An 18,736-nucleotide genomic window follows, 5' to 3' on the forward strand; every position below is an offset into this window, starting at 1 on the left:
AATTAAAGAAAGGGTCAACCCCAATTTTTCTACTAAATACAAATGAAAAAATAGGAGTTGGCCTTTTCAAGTTTAATACCTTAGCCTAGCAAAACCTTACCCCTGTTGAAAAAGGCTATTTTATTTATGTTGATCAGTACACTTTCCTTTACGGGAATGAATTCCTTGGTCAAGCACCTTGTACATCTACCAACTTTTGAAATAGTATTTTTTCGCTCATTAGGGTCTGCCGTTTTGGCCACATGTTTACTATTGTCTAAGGACATCCCTTTATTGGGGAATAGAAGAAAACTTCTCACTTTAAGGGCCATTTTGGGATTGACGGCAATGAGTTTGTTTTTTATGAGTTTGAAGGAACTTCCCGTGGGTACTGCTGTATCCCTTCGATACCTTTCTCCGATTATAGCTTCAATTCTGGCAATTTTTCTTTTAAAAGAATCTTTGAGGGGAGTACAACTACTATTGTTTGCCATTGCTTTTTCAGGAGTGTTGATTTTGAAAGGCTTTGATGCCAATTTGAGTATAAAGGGCCTTGCCCTGGTAATGATTGCTGCTGTTTTTAGTGGCGCAGTTTATATTGTCATTCGTAAAATTGGAAAATCCGAACACCCCTTGGTCATTGTAAATTATTTTATGGTGCTCGCTGCAATTTTGGGGTTGATTTTGGCACTCCCCAATTGGGAAATGCCTCAAGGAATAGAATGGCTTTTGTTGTCGAGCTTGGGAGTTTTTGGTTTTTTTGGTCAATTGTTCATGACCAAGGCATTTCAAATTGCTCGAACCAATCAAGTAGCCCCATTTAAATATTTAGAAGTGGTATTTACCGTAATAATCGGAATCACTTGGTTCAATGATTTTTATGGATTCTGGAGTTTTGTTGGGTTGGCCATGATTGTAATTTCTCTGGTGCTAAATTCTTTTGTGAAGACAAAAGCATGAGTTAGTGCAGAGTTTAAAGTAAATTAGATAACTAAGAAAAAATATATGTCGTCGGATTTTTATAAAAGCTTGATCGAGAACAATAAAAAGTGGGTGCAGTCCAAGTTGGATGAGGATGCCGATTTTTTTAAAAAATTGGAGAAGGGCCAACAGCCACCTCTTTTATGGATTGGATGTTCCGACAGCCGCGTGCCCGCCAATGAAATTATTGGTGCAAATCCAGGAGAAGTATTTGTACATAGAAACATTGCCAATATGGTTGTGCATTCCGATATGAACATGCTCAGCGTATTGGATTATGCCGTTAATATCCTTAAAATAAAACACATTATAGTTTGTGGCCACTATGGTTGTGGAGGTGTAAAGGCAGCCATGGGAAATCAATCCTATGGTTTGGTGGACAATTGGATCAGACACATCAGAGATGTTTATCGGCACCATCATAAAGAACTGGATAAAATTCAGGATGAAAAGATGCGGTTCGATAGTTTTGTGGAACTAAATACGAAGGAACAGGTCTATGATTTGGCCAAAACATCCATTGTTCAAGATGCTTGGACAAGGGGTCATGAACTTTATCTCCACGGATGGGTTTATGGGGTAGGTACAGGTATCGTAAAAGACTTGAACGTGAACTTCAACAGCAATTCTGAATTGGAAGAATTTTATAAACTAGGGGACTAGTCAAAAATATTTATCCTAATTTATTGTAGATACTATTGGCTGCATGGGTAGTGAATTAAACTAAATCTATTTTTTCAATCAATTCATGTCCTTGGTAAGCCTTGATAGGGTTTCTGGCCTAATGGCCAAATAAGAAGCGAGGTGTTTTTTGGGAATCCTGTCCAAAATTTGAGGTTTCATATGTTGAATAAAAAATTCCAATCGCTTGCTTGCATTCGGAATCCTTGCCAAATACACACGATGTTCCGCCATAATGTAATATTCTTCCATCATAATGCGGTTAATTTGTTGCATCTCGGGAAAATGCTCCAAGCAATATTTGTAATCATCATTTTCTAGATAATCACATAGCGTAATTTCCAAACTTTGAATGTATTCTTCAGTTTTCTGGTTTCTAAAAAAACCTGTTATAGATGTGAAAAGTTCATTCTCTGTGTCTATCCAAGTAGTGATTTCTGTGGAATCACTGATGAAATATCCACGAACCATGCCTTTTTTAATTAAATAAAGGCGATTGCAAATTTCACCTGATTTACTGATAATCTCGTTTTTCTCGAAGGAGCAGCTTTTGATTTTATCTACTAAAAAGGATTCCAATTCAGGACTTAACGGATAAATTGAATTCAGATATTGAAGAATATACTGATTCATTCTAGAGTTTGGCTTGTTGGTCATGGTTTAATCGAAATTCTAAAAAAGCCCTAAAATTATCATTTTTATGCTGGAAATTGACAAAAATCAAGTTGTTCTGGTTGAAAAAATAGAGGATCTGTACAAATTCTTCAATAATGCTTTTTGTTGATGGTGTGTAGATTATGCTTTCAGTAGATCAATTTAGCTTTTCAAGTGATATATCCATACATTTGCATTTATCAATATATTAAGTTTGGATTTAAAGAAAATTGAAAGGATATCGAAGGCTTTGGGCGATATGAATCGATTAAAGATTTTAAAGGCGGTCCAAGCGAATGAATCCCGATTGGAGTGCACTACAATTGTTTCCCTTTTAGATCTTTCACAGCCTTCCATCAGCCATCACATTAAAAAATTGGTCGACGCCGAATTGTTGTTGCCACAAAAGGAAGGGCGCTTCTATTACTATTCTTTAAATAAAGATGTAATGGAGGATTACTTTAATGCATTGCAATCCTCTTAATATTTATTTGTAAAACATATAGACACCTTCACTTTTATGAATGAAAAGAATATTGCCTATTCCATTTTAGAATTGGCAACCGTACCTAAAGGAAATAGTCTGCATTCGGTGTACCAAAATGCCGTTGCTTTAGCAAAAGCAGCAGAAAATGCAGGGTATAATCGTATTTGGTTTGCCGAGCACCACAATATGCCTGCAATTGCAAGCAGTGCTCCCCAGATATTGATTGGTTACGTGGCTCAAGCAACTTCTAAAATTAGGGTTGGCTCTGGAGGAATTATGCTTCCAAATCATTCACCATTTATAATTGCTGAACAATTTGGGACTTTGGGAAACTTGTTTCCCGATAGAATTGATCTAGGTCTTGGTAGAGCGCCAGGAACAGACCCAGCGACTACGCAGGCTATTAAATCAGGATTTGTTGAGGCCACTCATTCGTTTCCAAATGATATAGAAACCATTCAGCGGTATTTTTCCGAAGAAAATAAATCCGCCAAGGTTAGGGTTACAGTAGCCGAAGGGGTCAATGTGCCCATTTATATTTTAGGTTCCAGTATCAGCAGTGCGCACTTGGCTGCCCAAAAAGGATTGCCCTATGCATTTGCAAGTCATTTTGCAACAGGCCAATTTTATGATGCCTTAAATATTTATAAAAAGCAATTTACACCCTCCGAATTTTTGCAAAAACCTTACATGCTGGCAGGTGTGAATGTTTTTGTGGCCGATACGGATGAAGAGGCAGAACTACTTTATACCTCCAATTTAAGGTTGGTAATCAATATTTTGTCTGGGACAACAACGGAGTATATCGATGAACCCTTTGAAATGACCTCTGAACTTAAAGATGTAATGCAGCACCCTAGAGTGCAACAAATGGTGAAACATACATTTATTGGAAGTAAGCAGACAGTGAAGGAACAACTAGAGGTCTTTTTGGAAGAAACCCCAATTGATGAACTCATGATTGTTTCCACAATTTATAATATTGATGAACGAGTCAAATCGGTGGAATTATTTGGAGAGATAATGAATGAAATCAATAGCATATTAGTGTAATGCCTAATCAACCGAATTACATCTTTTAACCTTTATGGTGAAAAATTTATTATCCAAAATTAAATTGGACCGTTTTGTACTGGCAATCATTTTAGTGGTTGTACTGGCCTATTTTTTTCCAGGACTGGGAAGTAGAGATAGTCAGGTCCCATTGGGAACAATATCGAGTGTGGGCATATCGCTCATCTTTTTCTTTTATGGGTTAAAACTCAGCCCAGAAAAAATACGTACTGGGCTTAAAAATTGGAAACTCCATGTTTTGGTGCAGGTTTCCGTTTTTTTATTTTTTCCATTGATCGTATTGGCATTTTATCCTTTAATGGGCAGCGGTAGTACTGAGAATATTTGGCTGGGTTTCCTTTTTATGGCCGCACTGCCATCAACAGTTTCTTCTTCTGTGGTGATGGTGTCCTTGGCCAAAGGAAATGTTCCTGCAGCTATTTTTAATGCTAGTATTTCTGGACTAATAGGAATTGTGATGACTCCTCTTTGGTTGGGAGTCTTTTTAGAACAAAAGGCAGGTGATTTCAGTTTGATGGATGTGTACGTAAAACTGCTGACGGAAATATTGTTGCCTGTAATTCTGGGGTTACTTTTGAACAGGTTCCTAGGTAAATACGCTGCTCGATACAGTTCTTATTTAACCTTGTTCGATAAATCGGTTATCCTGCTCATTATATACAAAAGCTTTGTGCATTCTTTTGAGGATGAGGTTTTTGAATCGGTTAACTTCAAAACTATGGTTTTAATTTATATCGGGGTTCTTGCCATCTTTTTCTTCGTGTACGCTGTGATAGGATTTTTATCGAACAAGCTGGGATTCAGTAGGGAAGATAAGATTACGGCCCGATTTTGTGGAACTAAAAAGTCTTTGGTACATGGAACGGTATTTTCCAAGATTCTATTTCCAGCTTCCATGCCAACAGGGATTATTCTGCTACCACTAATACTTTTTCATGCTTCGCAGATTTTGATCATCAGTTTTCAGGCTACCCGATTGGGAAAAGAGGTAGAGGAAAATCAGATCAAAAGTGAATTGGGATAATTAAAATTACTTAAAGTACAGGCTCCAAAACCTCCCATACATTTTCAGCTACTATTTGTTGACCTTCTACCGTTGGATGAATACCGTCCCCTTGATTGAGTTCAGGAATTCCAGCTACATTTTCCAATAAAAAGGGAATCAAGGAGATGTTTTCCGATTCCGCCAATTTTGGGAATATTTGCTTAAATGTTGAGGTGTATTCAGGCCCCATGTTTGGTGGGATTTGCATGCCTGCCAAAATAATTTTGGCGTTGGGCAGCTCACTTTGCACTTTATCTACCATACTTTGAAGATTGGATTCTGTTTCGGTTAAAGGAATGCCCCGTAGACCATCATTGGCACCCAATTCTATAATAACAATCTCAATTCCGTCTTCCAATACCCAATCCAAACGGTTTTTTCCACTGGCCGTGGTTTCCCCACTCAAACCTGCATTGATAACAAAAAAATCCAAACCAAGGGAATCCAATCGTTCTTGAATCAAAGCTGGAAAGGCCTGACTTACTTCGAGTCCATACCCTGCAGTAAGGCTATCCCCGAAAAAGAGAATTTTTTTAGAGGATTTAGAAGTTTCTTTTACCGCTGGTTCGGTTTCGGAAACCTGTTCCTTATTTTGATTTTCAACCTTCTTTTCACCGCATCCAATTAGGGGTAAGGATAAAAAATAACAAAACATTAACGACTTGAAAAAGCTTGGAGTTATCTTGGTCATGAGCAATTTTAGTATTTTGAGTGTTTCAACCAAAAACTAGTTATGTCAAAGATATTAAAAGTTCAAAACCTCTCTAAAACTTATCGGAGTGGCGAGCATGACCTCCATGTTCTCAATGATGTTTCTTTTGAAGTAGCAGGAGGTGAAACTTTTGCCATTGTTGGTCCATCAGGAAGCGGAAAAACAACCTTATTGGGACTTTGCGCAGGATTGGATACCACAGATTCTGGTGAAATATGGCTGTGCGATAAGAATTTGTATGCCTTGGATGAAGATGGAAGAGCACGCTTGCGTAATGAAAATGTAGGTTTTGTGTTTCAAGATTTTCAATTGTTGCCCACCTTAACGGCTTTGGAAAATGTTATCGTTCCATTGGAATTGAGAGGTGTAAAAAAAGCATCGGAGCAAGGTAAGGAGCTCTTGGCCAAAGTTGGTCTTTTGGAGAGAGCTGGGCATTATCCATCCCAATTATCGGGAGGGGAACAACAACGTGTGGCTCTGGCCCGTGCATTTGCCAATAAACCATCCATTCTTTTTGCCGATGAGCCAACAGGAAATCTGGACGATGAAACGGGGACCAAAATAGAATCCTTGCTTTTTGAACTCAATAAAGAACAAGGTACCGCATTGGTCATTGTGACCCACGATTTGGAGTTGGCCCAAAAAACAGATAAAAGTATCAGGTTAAGGTCTGGTAAAATTGAAGAAACTGTAGGTTGATTATGGGCAACGCAAACAAAGCAGGATTTTCATGGTTATTAAAAATGGCGTGGCGCGATGGAAAAGCAAGCTACGGCAAACTTTTATTGTTTGTTTTTTCCATCACATTAGGAGTTTCCGCTGTGGTCAGTGTGCATTCGTTTAGTGGATTGCTAAAAGAAAATATAGCCTCCCAGTCCAAAGCACTCTTGGGTGCAGATTACGTTATTGAAAGCGATAAACCAGTCAATGAAAAAGTGATGGGCATTATGGATTCCTTAGGTGGATTCGATGCCCGTGAAATCAATTTTACATCCATGGCTGCTTTTCCTGATAAGGGAGGAACCAAATTGGTTGAGGTAAGGGGAGTGGAAGGTGGTTTTCCATTTTATGGAGATTTGGAAACAGAACCCACAACTGCCGCTACTGGTTTTAGAAATGGGTCAGCCTTGGTCGATGCAACTACCATGCTTCAACTTAATTTAAAGCAGGGCGATAGTATAAAATTGGGTGCTGTCACCTTGCCCATTATAGGTACTTTGGAAAATGTTCCAGGAAGTAGCTCCGTTTTTGGAGCCATTGCACCCCCCGTACTTATTCCTTTTGAATTTATAGAGGCCACTGGATTGGTACAAACAGGAAGTCGAGTTGGGTATAAATACTATTTCGAGGCGGATGAAGGTCAGGATATGGCTTTGTTGAACGAGTCGTTATGGCGTGTAATGGATGAAAACGATGCTGATTTGGATACCCATTTATCTGAAGCGAGACGTTTGGGCAGACGCTATGAGAATTTTGGTAAATTCTTGAATCTGGTTGGATTTATTGCATTGTTGTTGGGGTGTGTTGGAATAGCCAGTGGAATGGGAATTTATGTTCAAATGAAGATAAAATCCATTGCAGTGCTCAAATGTTTGGGCGCATCCAAACGCCAAAGCTATCTCATATTTTTCATTCAAATAGCCTATATGGGAATCGTGGGAGGATTATTGGGTGCAGCAATTGGATATTTGCTTCAGCAATTATTCCCAGTATTATTGGGCGATTTATTACCAGTAGATGTTGATGTCACTATGTCGTTCCAAAGTATTTTGCTGGGACTGACCTTAGGGTTGGCGATGTCTGTTTTGTTTGCCCTATATCCATTGATGAAAACACTTTATGTGTCTCCTTTGCAAACCTTACGGGTGGTTCAAGAACCAGAATCCAGATCTAAATGGGCAACAACAGCCGTTGGTTTGGGCATAGTTTTGTTTGTCTTTAGCTTTTCCTTGTGGCTGTTGGATGATGTGATGAGAGCATTATTTTTTGTAATAGGGCTGTTGGTTGTGTTTTTAATTCTGACTGGAATTGCCAAATTATTTATGACCGCCTTACAAAAGTTCTTCCCTCATTCTTGGGGCTTTATAGCACGTCAAAGTCTTAAAAATTTATTTCGACCACAAAACCAAACCTTGGTTTTGGTATTGGCCATTGGAATAGGAACCTTTTTAATAAGCACGCTATATTTTACCAAAGATATGCTCTTGGAAAAGGCTGCTATTGAAGATAGAGCCAATAGTGCCAACATGATTTTGATGGATATTCAAAGTCAACAAGTGGAGTCGATCGCACAGACCATTCAAGCTGCAGAAATGCCAGTAATTGACAAAATTCCAATCGTGACCATGCGTGTTGATGCTTTGAACGGTAGACCAGTCGATGAGATTCGAAAAGATACCACGTCACAGGTAGGTCGTTGGATATTGAACCATGAATTTAGGGTTACCTATCGCGATAGTTTGATTGGTTCCGAAAGATTGCTTTTTGGGAATTGGGTAAGCAAAGTTGATTCGGATAAAGATGTCCCTATTTCCGTAAGCAGTGATTTTTCCAAAATGGCTAAGGTTTCTGTTGGTGACCCAGTGTCCTTTAATGTGCAGGGCAAAATAATGAGTACCGTGGTGCAAAGTGTCCGCGAAGTGGATTGGAGTAGGTTGCAACCCAATTTTTCAGTGGTGTTTCCCGCTGGGGTGCTCGAAAAGGCCCCTCAATTTGGTGTTATGACCACAAGAACAAATGATGATTTAGGTTCTGCAAAGTTGCAACAGCAGTTGGTGAGCAAATTTCCTAACGTGTCCATTCTGGACTTAAAACGAATCTTAAGTTTGTTAGAGGACATATTGGGTAAAATCAGTTGGGTTATCAATTTTATGGCATTCTTCAGCATTTTTGTGGGAGTAGCTGTTCTTATGGGTGCTATTTATAGCAGCAAACATCAACGGGTAAAGCAAGGTGCTTTGTTGAGGACATTAGGCGCGCAAGGTTCTCAAATCTTAAAAATGATTGCGATTGAATATTCAGTATTAGGATTCTTGGGAGCTTTTATGGGTGTTGTTCTTGCCGTTTTAGGAAGCTCATTATTGGCTTACATGCTTTTTGAAACCACTTTTGTCCCATCTTGGATACCATTTGCTATTATTCTACCAGCGATTACTTTTTTGGTCTTTGCCTTAGGTGTTGGAAATAGCATAAGTATTGTTAAGAATTCACCGCTTTCTGTATTGAAGAAGGAGAAAGAGTAGTGATTTGTGAGAAGTCCTTCTAGTTGATAATTTATGATAATAAAAGCCCCTTTTAAAGGGGCTTTTTAATGAAATTATTTTTGGTTGAAGACCTATATAGACCAAGCCTTTCCGCCTGTCAATGTCTGAAGGTCTCCACAACCGATGTACTCACCAGGTACTGGCAAATAGGCCAAAACCTCTTCACCAACATATTCCGATGATTTGTAGGCCCAAGTAGCCAGATCTCTCAATTCGGTCGCAAAGGAAAAACGGGAGATTTCCTCGTCAAGGGTAGCAGCTCCACCTTCTTTGATGGCTTCCATGTAATTCATAATGGCCTCAAAGTGCAGTTTCTCTTCCTCATCGGAACGCTTTTTAAGATATGTCTGCAAAGCAGGCTCAATATCCGCAGCTTCGATGTCCATTAACGATGACTTGCCAGAATCGGCAAGTACCTTGTCATAGAAGGCATCCATTTTCATCATAACAAATTCTCTTTGCTCCAACGGCATCACCTCGTCCAGATAGGCATCTATAAAAGTGTGCACGTTCATTTCTGTGGCAGAAGGTGTATCGGTCTTTGGAAGGATCACGTCCACGGTCTGTGCCAGGGCGTCCCCTTTTTCCTTATCAAGGAAACTAGGGGTCCATTCCGCAAAGGCAGGTTTGTCCTTACAGCTGTTGAGCAGTGACAATAGCGTTGGAGTGGCCACGGCGTACCCGAAGGCCATCCCCATATTTTTGAGTGCTGATCTTCTTTCCATTATATGTTTCCTTTTTTAAGTTCTTGAACGGCATGGTTGGCAGCTCTGGCTGTGAATGCCATATAGGTCAACGAAGGGTTCACACAACTGGCAGAGGTCATAAAGGCCCCATCGGTCACATAAACGTTCTTACAAGCGTGCACTTGGTTGTTACCATTCACCACGGAGGTCTTGGGATCACGACCCATACGGGCAGTTCCCATTTCGTGAATGCCCAATCCAAGAGCACCAGGGTTGTCATATGGTTGTACATCTCTTAATCCAGCTTTTTCCAACATTTCAACAGCTTGCTGCTTCATGTCTTCGCGCATTTTCCACTCGTTTTCTTTGAATTCCGCATCAAAAGTAACGGTAGGTAATCCCCACTTATCTTTTTTGTCATAATCCAAGGTCATTCGGTTGTCTTCATACGGAAGTACTTCTCCAAATCCTCCCATTCCGAAAGTCCAGCCACCTGGTTTTAACATGGCATCCTTGTAGTCTTTACCAAAGGATAATTCGGAAACACTTTCTTCCCAATTACCTCTACTGGCTCCACCTTGATATCCATATCCTCGGATAAAATCCTTCATGTTGGAATCACCACCCAAGTTTCTGAATCTAGGTACATAAACACCACTTGGTTTTCTTCCTTTGTAGTATTTGTCATCAAATCCATCAAATTTTCCTGATGCGCCCACGCCTAAATGGTGGTCCATGATGTTTCTCCCTAACTGGTCAGAATCGTTACCCAGTCCATTTTCGAATCTATCGGATTTTGACTGCATTAAAATGGCAGTGGAAGCCATGGATGATGCACAAAGGAAAATCACTTTGGCCTTGAATTCAAATGCCTCCTTGGTTTCCCTATCGATTACTTTAACGCCAGTAGCCAATTTGGTGTCTGGATCATAAATTACTTCATGAACAATGGAGTCTGGTCGTAAAGTCAAGTTCCCAGTTCTTTCTGCAGTGGGTAGGGTAGAGGAAACACTACTAAAGTAGCCTCCAAAAGGACATCCTCTAATACATCTATTTCTAAATTGGCATCGCACACGGCCGTCACCTTCAAATTTTTTGTCACTGGTAATGTGGGCAGTTCTACCTGCGGTTACCACACGACCATTGAATTTATCCGCAACTTGTTCACGGAAATGTTGCTCCACACAATTCAACTCCATCATGGGCTCGAAAATCCCATCTGGAAGCTGTGCAAGTCCTAAATTTTCTCCTGAAACTCCAATAAAGCTTTCCACTTTATCATACCAAGGGGCAATATCTTTGTAACGAACGGGCCAATCTACGGCAATACCATCATTTTTATTGGCTCCAAAATCAATATCGCTCCAACGGTAACTTTGACGTCCCCACATAATGGATCGACCTCCTACGTGGTATCCACGCATCCAATCAAAACGCTTTGTTTCGTTGTAAGGGTGTTCCAAATCGTTCACAAACCAGTGTTTGGAGGCAGCACTGGTAGTGTATCCTGTTCGGGATTGTTTTTCTTGTTGTTTAATATCTTCTCTGGTAGTGCTACCAGCATGTGGAAAATCCCAATTGTCCATGTTGGCGGTAGGGTAATCTTCGCGGTGTCTTACCATGGGGCCACGCTCCAGAACCAAGGTCTTAAGACCATTTTCGCAGAGTTCTTTTGCTGCCCAACCACCACTGATTCCTGTACCTACCACAATGGCATCATAGGATTCTTGTTCTTGGTTGTAATAAAATTTACTCATTTGTTCAGTTATTAAAGCTGTAATATATCAATTTCTCAACGGTTTTTTTCAATTCTTGAATCCATTAACATTATCCTTTTTGATGAATTTTGAGTTGAAGCAAAGAGAATGGGGAGGTTTAAAAACTTAATTTTTAATCCACTAAGAATGTAGTGCTAGGATTATTTTTATCTTCATCCCATTATAACTCGATTAAAAGTGATTCGAAATTTTAACAGAACCCTAGCCATTTTAGCGATTTTAATCGCATTTTCCTGTCAAAAAAAAGAGAATGTAAGCCCACCTGAACCTTTGGGGGCACTACCTTCTCAAGATCAATTGGATTGGTACAAAATGGAAATGAACGCCTTTATCCATTTTACCATCAACACATTTACAGACAAGGAATGGGGGTATGGCGATGAATCACCCGAATTGTTTAATCCCACCGCTTTTGATGCCAACCAATGGATGCAAACTTTAAAGGAAGCGGGCTTTAAAGGAGTGGTGTTAACCGCTAAACACCATGATGGATTTGCACTTTGGCCATCGGCTTACACGGAACATTCCATTAAAAATAGCCCGTTTGAATCAGGGAAGGGAGATATAGTGAAATCTGTTTCCGAAGCAGCGGCTGAACACGGATTAAAATTTGGTGTTTATCTCTCACCTTGGGATAGAAACCGAGCGGATTATGGTGAACCTTCCTATATCACTTATTATAGAAATCAGCTCAAGGAATTGTTTACGGGTTACGGACCCATTTTTGAAATGTGGTTTGATGGTGCCAATGGTGGTGATGGGTACTATGGAGGAGCCAATGAAGAGCGAACCATCGATCGGCAAACCTATTATGATTGGCCGTCTACTTTAAAAATGGTCGATTCCATGCAGCCCCCTGTTTTGTTTTTTAGTGATGCAGGACCTGATCTGCGTTGGGTTGGGAATGAAAAAGGAATCGGAGGAACTACCCATTGGAATACCATAACTCCTGATACTTTGTTTGCAGGTAAATTCGGAATCGAAAACTTGTTGCAGCATGGAACTCCAGAAGGAACCGATTGGATTCCCGCGGAAGTAAATGTTTCGATACGTCCAGGATGGTTTTATCATGAATCGCAGGATAGTTTGGTGAGAACACCCGAAAATTTGTTTGAACGGTATTTGACTTCTGTTGGAAGAGGTTCTACTTGGTTGCTTAATATTCCACCAGACAAGCGCGGGCTTTTTCATGAGAACGATGTGAAGACTTTGCAGGGGTTCAAAAAGATTTTGGATAGTGTTTTTAAAATTGATTTGACCAAAAATGCAAGGGTTAAGGCTAGTTCTTTTCGAGGGAATGATGCCGACTATGCTCCTTCCAACCTGATTGATAAAAATGATCAAACTTTTTGGGCAACAGATGATGCAATTACCCAAGCTTCTTTTGAATTGGAATGGGATGAGGAAAAGGAAATTAATTATTTGGTGCTTCAAGAATTTATTGCACTCGGGCAACGCGTAGCTGCCTTTGAAGTGTATGCTTGGCAAGATGGTCAATGGGAAAAAGTAGCTTCAGAAACTACCATTGGGAATAAACGAATTTTGCCACTGGAAGGCATTTCAACATCAAAATTAAAGGTTGAGATCACCGATGCGTTAGGTTGCCCCTTGATTTCGAATGTGGAAGTCTTTTAAGCTATTTTTCTTAATTAAATAATCTTGGTGATTTCAAAGTATGACTTCAAGAAAACCCCAATTGTCATTTTGGGACAATTGTTAGGGCTCGTCAATTTTTAATAAAAATATGCTGGTTATTTAACATTTGGGCTTTTATTAATCGCAATAAATTCCTACATTCATAACAATTATATTTCCCCCGATAGCTGTGTTTTATAGGACCAATTGATTGGTCTCCATATAGAAACCTTAATATTTAATACACTATCATGAAGTCAAAGATTACCTTTTTAATGATTTTAATGGGGGGGATTTTATTTTCAGCCGCCCAAGACAAGCCCAACATTTTAGTAATAATGGTCGATGATGTAGCACCCAATTCACTTGGGGCTTACACAATGGGAATGCAGTATCCCACACCCAACATTGATCGTATTGCAAAAGAAGGGGCTTTGTTCACCGATCACTATTCCCAACCCAGTTGTACAGCGGGAAGGGCAGCATTTATTACGGGACAGAAGCCAGTAAGAACGGGATTGACCACGGTGGGTCAGCCAGGTAATCCACTCGGATTGAAAAAGGAAGATCCAACTTTGGCTGAATTGTTAAAACCGCTAGGATACATGACGGGGCAATTTGGAAAAAACCACTTGGGCGACCGAAATGAGCACTTGCCCACAGTTCATGGTTTTGACGAATTTTTCGGGAATCTATACCACTTAAATGTTTCGGAAGAGGAAGAGCAGGCCGATTACCCAAAAAGCAAAGAGTTTTAAGAAAAGTATGGGCCACGCGGCATTATTCAATCCTATGCAATGGATACTTATGATGCAACCGAAGATCCACGGTTTGGTGTTATTGGAAAACAAAAAGTGACTGATATTGGTAAGTTGACTTCCAAACGAATGGAAACCTTCGATGAGGAATTGGTCGCCTTATCAAAAGATTTCATGAAACGGGCCAAGGATGCCAAAAAGCCCTTTTTTATCTGGCATGCCACTAGCCGTATGCATGTGTATACCCACCTAAAGGAAGAATCCAGAAACTTGGCGACTCCGATTAGTACCGATATGGACCTTTTTGGGTCTGGTTTAATGGAACATGATGGACATGTAGGTGAGTTGTTGGATTATTTGGAAGAATTAGGAGTGGATGATAATACCATTGTAATCTATACCACAGACAACGGTCCTGAACAAAGTACCTTCCCTCATGCTGGGGTGACCATGTTCCGAGGTGAAAAAATGACCACTTATGAAGGAGGGGTTCGTTCTCCTTTTTTGGTGAGATGGCCTGGTAAAATACCAGCTGGATTGATTAGAAACGGTATTTCGGCCCACGAAGATGTGCTACCTACCCTAATGGCCGCAGTAGGTAATTCAAGCATTAAAGATGAGTTGAAAAAAGGCAAAAAAATCGGGGACATGACTTATAAAGTTTATGTGGATGGCTTTGAAAATTTAGATTACTGGACAGGCAAAACAGAGGAATCTGCCCGAAATTATTACTTCTATTATTACGAATCTGGGTTAACGGCCATGCGAGTTGGGCCTTGGAAAATGCACTTTGCCATTAAAGAACGCTATTTTGATAACATGGTGCCACTGACCATGCCGCAGTTGTTCAATTTACGTAAAGATCCCTTCGAACATTACGATGACATTACGGGCTTTCATTTGATCATGGAAAAATCATGGGTGTTTCAACCCGCCATTGGTTTGTTGAACGAGCACCTATCCACTTTTAAAGAGTTTCCGCCAAGACAGGCATCTGCATCCTTGGATATCAATAAAGCTATTGAGGCCATATTGCAATCGGATACGAGAAAGTAAACACTTAGAATTCTAATTAACTATAATTTAATCGTATGAAAAAGATGATTTTAGCCTTTTTGGCCATCGTGTCAATGGGTATTTCCTTTGCCCAAAACAAAGACAAGCCCAACATTCTAATAATTTTCCCTGATGATGTAGGGTGGAGCAATCTTAGTGCTTATGGTAATGGGGTTATGGGATATACTACTCCGAATATAGACCGCATTGCTGAACAAGGGGTTAAGTTTACGGAGCATTATGCACAACCAAGTTGTACTGCAGGGCGCGCTGCTTTGATTACGGGTCAATATCCCATTAGAAGTGGGATGACAACTGTAGGTAGACCTGGAGGCCCGTTAGGCTTAAAAAAGGAAAGCCCAACCTTGGCTGAGGTGCTCAAAGAGCAAGGGTATGCTACAGGTCAGTTTGGAAAAAACCATTTGGGAGACCTTAATTCACACCTTCCAACAGTACATGGTTTCGATGAGTTTTTTGGGAACCTTTATCACTTGAACACCCAAGAAGAATATCAACAAAAGGATTACCCCCAAGACCCAGAATTCTTTAAAAAGTATGGAACCCGTGGTGTTTTGCATACCTATGCCACCAATACAGATGATACCACTGTAGATCCACGTTTTGGTAAAGTGGGCAAACAAAGAATTGAGGACACTGGTCAACTTTCAAAAGAGAGAATGGAAACCGTTGATGAAGAATTTATGGCGGCATCCATCGATTTTATCAAAAGAGCACAGGATGATGATAAACCATACTTTGTATGGTTTAACCCTAGTAGAATGCACATGTATACCCATTTAAAACCTGAGAATCGTTATTTGGCGTTGCCCTATACCACAGAACACGATTTTTATGGTAGTGGCTTAATAGAACATGACATGATGATTGGAGAAATGTTGGATGAATTGGAAAAGATGGGGGCTTTAGAAAATACCATAGTTATCTATTCTACCGACAACGGTCCAGAACACAGTGCCCGTTTGCATGGTGGCACCACACCATTTAGAGGTGAAAAAATGACAACTTATGAAGGTGGAGTGCGTGTTCCTATGATGGTCATGTGGAAAGACAAGATTCCAGCAGGTAAAACACTTACTGGTATACAATCCCACATGGATATTTTCACCACCTTGGCTGCAGCTGCTGGGGTCACTGATGTTGCCGACAAAATGATGAAGGAAAGAAAACAATATATTGATGGTGTTAATAATTTAGACTATTGGTTGGGCGAAAGTGAACAGAGTAATCGTAATAATTTTATTTATTATCACGAATCCACTGTAAGGGCAATTAGAATTAATCAATGGAAATTGCACTTTGAAACAAGTGAAAACTATTACGCCCCTTACGAAAAACAAAAGTTTCCAATCATGTACAACATCCATTTTGATCCATATGAAAGTTTTGATAATCTAACGGATCGTTCGGATATAGTACAAAAAAAACAATTCCTGAATGAGCCGGTACAGGAAATATTGGGGGAACATATTCAATCCTTGCAAGACTATCCACCAGTTCAAAAAGCAGCTACACTCGACTTTTCGGAGTTGGTAAAACAGTTGCAAGCTGGTAAGCAGTAAAATAAAAATTTCGAATGGCTTTTAGCAAACTTGCTAAAAGCCATTTTTTAAAGTTTTACATAGGTAAATTTTATGTTCTAAGTTGCAATAATCCTATTACGATGCTTACAGCTATTGGAAAAAAGATCATTGTCCCATTTTTGGTTCTTGTTTTGATGACTTCTTTTGTCTTTGGGCAAGAAGAAAACGAAAACGAAGGGATGGAAGCCTTTAAACACCATGAAATTGGTGCATTGCTTTCTCATACCCATATGCGTGCAGGTGAACTGGAAGGCGAATCAAAAAAAAGGTTGTCGTTGCCCTCATTTTCAATTTTTTACAACTATCATTTTGATCCTAAATGGTCCGTTGGTTTGCATACCGATTTTGTGGTGGAGCAATTTGTTGCCCAATCTTTGGGAGGTGGAAAATCCATTGAAAGAGAACGCCCTATCGCACCAGCCCTAATGGTAGGGTTCAAACCTGGAGAGCATTTTACGTTTTTGATCGGTGGGGGTGCAGATATAGACCCTGAAGAAACTCTGGGACTCATTCGAATCGATTCCGAATATGGTTTGGAACTGCGAAACGAATGGGAGTTTATTGTTGCCTTGGGTTACGATATTCGAATAGATGCCTATGATTCATTTCAATTGGGTCTTGGCGTGTCCAAAAGATTTTAATCCTATGAATCTAAAAATTACACTTTCGTGCCTTGTATTGGGAGTTTTAATGCTTTCTTGCAAACAGAGTAACACGGAAAAAACAGTTGACCCTTTGCCTACTTTTAATAAGGCAAAGTCTAAAAGCGAAATTATTGCTTTTGTTTCATCGGTTACGGACCCTTCAAATCCCAATTTTGTGGAGCCCAAGGACAGAATAGTTTGTTTTGACAACGATGGGACCTTATGGGCAGAACAACCGTTGCCATCCCAAATCTTTTTTGTGTTCGATAAGGTGAAGGAATTGGCAAAAACCAATCCAAAATACACAACAGAAAGTCCGTACAAAGAAGTTTTGGCCAATGATATTGAAGGCATTTTAAAAGTGGATAAAGCAAAAACCATCGCAATAATCGGTGAAGTGGATTCATTATATCATACCGATTATGACTCAACTGTTAATAGTTGGCTTAAAAGTGCCAAACATCCCATTTTAAAACGCACATATGATAAAACAGTCTACCAGCCCATGATGGAGTTGTTGGACTATTTACGGGAAAATGAATTTTCCATCTATATTGTTTCAGGCGGTGGAACAAATTTTATGCGCGCATGGCAGCCTGAGTTGTACAACATTGATAAAAACTACATTGTTGGTTCCACTTTTAAAACAGAAGCGGTTCATCAGGAAGATTCCATAGCGGTGCTACCCACTTCAGAATTTGATTTTTACGATGATCATATGGGTAAGGTAATAAGCATTCAAAAAGAAATTGGTAAAAAACCCATAATGGTGGTAGGCAATTCCGATGGGGATTTAGAAATGATGGAATATTCAGATACCGATAATCCCCATCCCACATTAATGGTATATGTGCTTCATTCAGACGGGGAAAGAGAATTTTTATATAGTGAGAAAACGCCTATGGGACGATTGGAAAAAGGATGGGAAGTTGCTCAACGCAAAGGATGGACGATTATTGACATGAAAAAGGACTGGAAAGAAGTCTTTGTGGAATAGCAAATTCACCGTACAAAATGAACACTATGAAAAAATCAAAGAAAATTAAGTTGCTTTTGGCGACCCTGTTTTTGAGTATTTCAATAGGGGTATTTGCCCAAGAGAATTTTTTTGGGGATATAGGCGTTACAAAAAATCTAACTAGTTCAACGGAGTGGAATCAATCCGTTAATGGTCACTTCAAACACTTTTTTTCAGAAGATGGATGGTACCGCTTTGGCGCTAGTTATACCTTGACCCGAAATGTTAAGAATTGGGGCATTCAAGCAGGATTGCTCACCGAACGCACCTTTGACGATAGCATAGACAACTACTGGGAAATTAGACCGTGGGCAGGGTTGACCCTTAGTAATGATATTTCAACAAAATTGAAGTTCCAACAATTCTTTAAACTCGAATGGCGTAATCTGCTTTTTGCTGGCGACTCAGAAAATCAAATTACCACCAGAACGCGGTACAAAATCATGCCCATGTACGATTTAGGTAACAATTGGTCGTTGTATACTAGTTACGAATGGTATATACAGCCAAATACGGATTTAGGGGCCCGTTTTATAAACTCGAGGGAATGGAACCTGGGATTTAACAAGAAAATGGAAAAATTTACCTTAAATTTCAATTATACCAGAGAAAGGTTCAACGAGGTTGTATTGTCCGATGCCACCAAGGGGAATACCTTTTCGGTCACCTTTATCTTTTGAAAAA

The 18,736-nt window shown here is 39.8% G+C and carries 17 protein-coding genes and 1 pseudogene; 14 read left to right on the forward strand and 4 right to left on the reverse strand.

Annotation, left to right across the window (positions count from 1 at the left end; translation table 11 throughout):
• The first annotated feature begins 105 nt into the window (after positions 1–105).
• Together BLQ18_RS14810 and can are read left to right on the forward strand one after the other, a co-directional pair.
• The gene (locus BLQ18_RS14810) at positions 106–939 is read left to right on the forward strand and encodes a DMT family transporter (protein WP_313795038.1); all 834 of its coding nucleotides are present in this window, start codon (positions 106–108) and stop codon (positions 937–939) included.
• A gap of 45 nt (positions 940–984) precedes the next feature.
• Positions 985–1,623 (forward strand): carbonate dehydratase, encoded by a 639-nt coding sequence (gene can / locus BLQ18_RS14815; protein WP_090298357.1) that lies wholly within the window; start codon positions 985–987, stop codon positions 1,621–1,623.
• Positions 1,624–1,701: 78 nt separating this feature from the next.
• Here can and BLQ18_RS14820 read toward each other — a convergent pair whose 3' ends face one another.
• Complete coding sequence (locus BLQ18_RS14820) at positions 1,702–2,274, reverse strand: Crp/Fnr family transcriptional regulator (RefSeq protein WP_175443782.1); 573 nt, start codon at positions 2,272–2,274, stop codon at positions 1,702–1,704.
• A 235-nt stretch (positions 2,275–2,509) separates the two neighbouring features.
• Here BLQ18_RS14820 and BLQ18_RS14825 point away from each other — a divergent pair, with 235 nt between their 5' ends.
• Genes BLQ18_RS14825 through BLQ18_RS14835 form a run of 3 tightly spaced genes read left to right on the forward strand, consistent with a single transcriptional unit; the run spans position 2,510 to position 4,880 of the window.
• Positions 2,510–2,779: an ArsR/SmtB family transcription factor gene (locus tag BLQ18_RS14825; protein ID WP_090298363.1), complete on the forward strand. Its 270-nt coding sequence runs from the start codon at positions 2,510–2,512 to the stop codon at positions 2,777–2,779.
• 36 nt (positions 2,780–2,815) lie between these two features.
• Positions 2,816–3,835 carry an LLM class flavin-dependent oxidoreductase gene (locus BLQ18_RS14830; protein ID WP_090298366.1) on the forward strand — a complete coding sequence of 340 codons (1,020 nt, stop codon included), beginning with the start codon at positions 2,816–2,818 and terminating at the stop codon, positions 3,833–3,835.
• Positions 3,836–3,869: 34 nt separating this feature from the next.
• Positions 3,870–4,880, forward strand: a complete 1,011-nt coding sequence (locus BLQ18_RS14835) for a bile acid:sodium symporter family protein (RefSeq protein ID WP_090298375.1) — start codon at positions 3,870–3,872, stop codon at positions 4,878–4,880.
• Between the two features lie 10 nt (positions 4,881–4,890).
• Here the strand turns inward: BLQ18_RS14835 and BLQ18_RS14840 are convergent, their stop codons facing one another.
• Positions 4,891–5,592: an arylesterase gene (locus BLQ18_RS14840; RefSeq protein WP_090298378.1), complete on the reverse strand. Its 702-nt coding sequence runs from the start codon at positions 5,590–5,592 to the stop codon at positions 4,891–4,893.
• A 42-nt stretch (positions 5,593–5,634) separates the two neighbouring features.
• Here BLQ18_RS14840 and BLQ18_RS14845 point away from each other — a divergent pair, with 42 nt between their 5' ends.
• Positions 5,635–6,312, forward strand: coding sequence for an ABC transporter ATP-binding protein (locus BLQ18_RS14845; protein ID WP_090298381.1), 678 nt, complete (start codon positions 5,635–5,637; stop codon positions 6,310–6,312).
• A gap of 2 nt (positions 6,313–6,314) precedes the next feature.
• Positions 6,315–8,855 (forward strand): ABC transporter permease, encoded by a 2,541-nt coding sequence (locus BLQ18_RS14850; RefSeq protein WP_245668147.1) that lies wholly within the window; start codon positions 6,315–6,317, stop codon positions 8,853–8,855.
• A 92-nt stretch (positions 8,856–8,947) separates the two neighbouring features.
• Here BLQ18_RS14850 and BLQ18_RS14855 read toward each other — a convergent pair whose 3' ends face one another.
• Entirely contained in the window at positions 8,948–9,601 is a 654-nt protein-coding gene (locus BLQ18_RS14855) for a gluconate 2-dehydrogenase subunit 3 family protein (RefSeq protein ID WP_090298386.1), read from the reverse strand.
• Complete coding sequence (locus tag BLQ18_RS14860; RefSeq protein WP_090298389.1) at positions 9,601–11,319, reverse strand: GMC oxidoreductase; 1,719 nt, start codon at positions 11,317–11,319, stop codon at positions 9,601–9,603. Before BLQ18_RS14860 ends, BLQ18_RS14855 begins: the two co-directional genes overlap by 1 nt.
• Before the next feature lie 198 nt (positions 11,320–11,517).
• Between BLQ18_RS14860 and BLQ18_RS14865 the strand changes: the two genes are divergently transcribed.
• The 7 genes and pseudogenes from BLQ18_RS14865 (at position 11,518) to BLQ18_RS14890 (ending at position 18,732) form a co-directional block, all read left to right on the forward strand.
• Positions 11,518–12,975 (forward strand): alpha-L-fucosidase, encoded by a 1,458-nt coding sequence (locus BLQ18_RS14865; RefSeq protein WP_090298392.1) that lies wholly within the window; start codon positions 11,518–11,520, stop codon positions 12,973–12,975.
• A 284-nt stretch (positions 12,976–13,259) separates the two neighbouring features.
• A pseudogene (locus tag BLQ18_RS17125) lies at positions 13,260–14,321 on the forward strand (sulfatase-like hydrolase/transferase); the annotation flags it as partial.
• 60 nt (positions 14,322–14,381) lie between these two features.
• On the forward strand, positions 14,382–14,789 hold the full coding sequence (locus tag BLQ18_RS17130; RefSeq protein WP_262492779.1) for an alkaline phosphatase family protein: 408 nt from the start codon (positions 14,382–14,384) through the stop codon (positions 14,787–14,789).
• A gap of 35 nt (positions 14,790–14,824) precedes the next feature.
• Positions 14,825–16,369, forward strand: a complete 1,545-nt coding sequence (locus tag BLQ18_RS14875) for an arylsulfatase (protein WP_090298394.1) — start codon at positions 14,825–14,827, stop codon at positions 16,367–16,369.
• Positions 16,370–16,470: 101 nt separating this feature from the next.
• Positions 16,471–17,031: a hypothetical protein gene (locus tag BLQ18_RS14880; RefSeq protein ID WP_090298397.1), complete on the forward strand. Its 561-nt coding sequence runs from the start codon at positions 16,471–16,473 to the stop codon at positions 17,029–17,031.
• A gap of 4 nt (positions 17,032–17,035) precedes the next feature.
• Complete coding sequence (locus tag BLQ18_RS14885) at positions 17,036–18,031, forward strand: HAD family hydrolase (RefSeq protein WP_175443783.1); 996 nt, start codon at positions 17,036–17,038, stop codon at positions 18,029–18,031.
• A 26-nt stretch (positions 18,032–18,057) separates the two neighbouring features.
• Positions 18,058–18,732, forward strand: a complete 675-nt coding sequence (locus BLQ18_RS14890; protein ID WP_175443784.1) for a DUF2490 domain-containing protein — start codon at positions 18,058–18,060, stop codon at positions 18,730–18,732.
• Positions 18,733–18,736: the final 4 nt, after the last annotated feature.

Origin of the sequence: Flagellimonas zhangzhouensis (genome assembly GCF_900102925.1) — a bacterium.
GTDB classification, from domain to species: Bacteria; Bacteroidota; Bacteroidia; order Flavobacteriales; family Flavobacteriaceae; genus Flagellimonas; species Flagellimonas zhangzhouensis.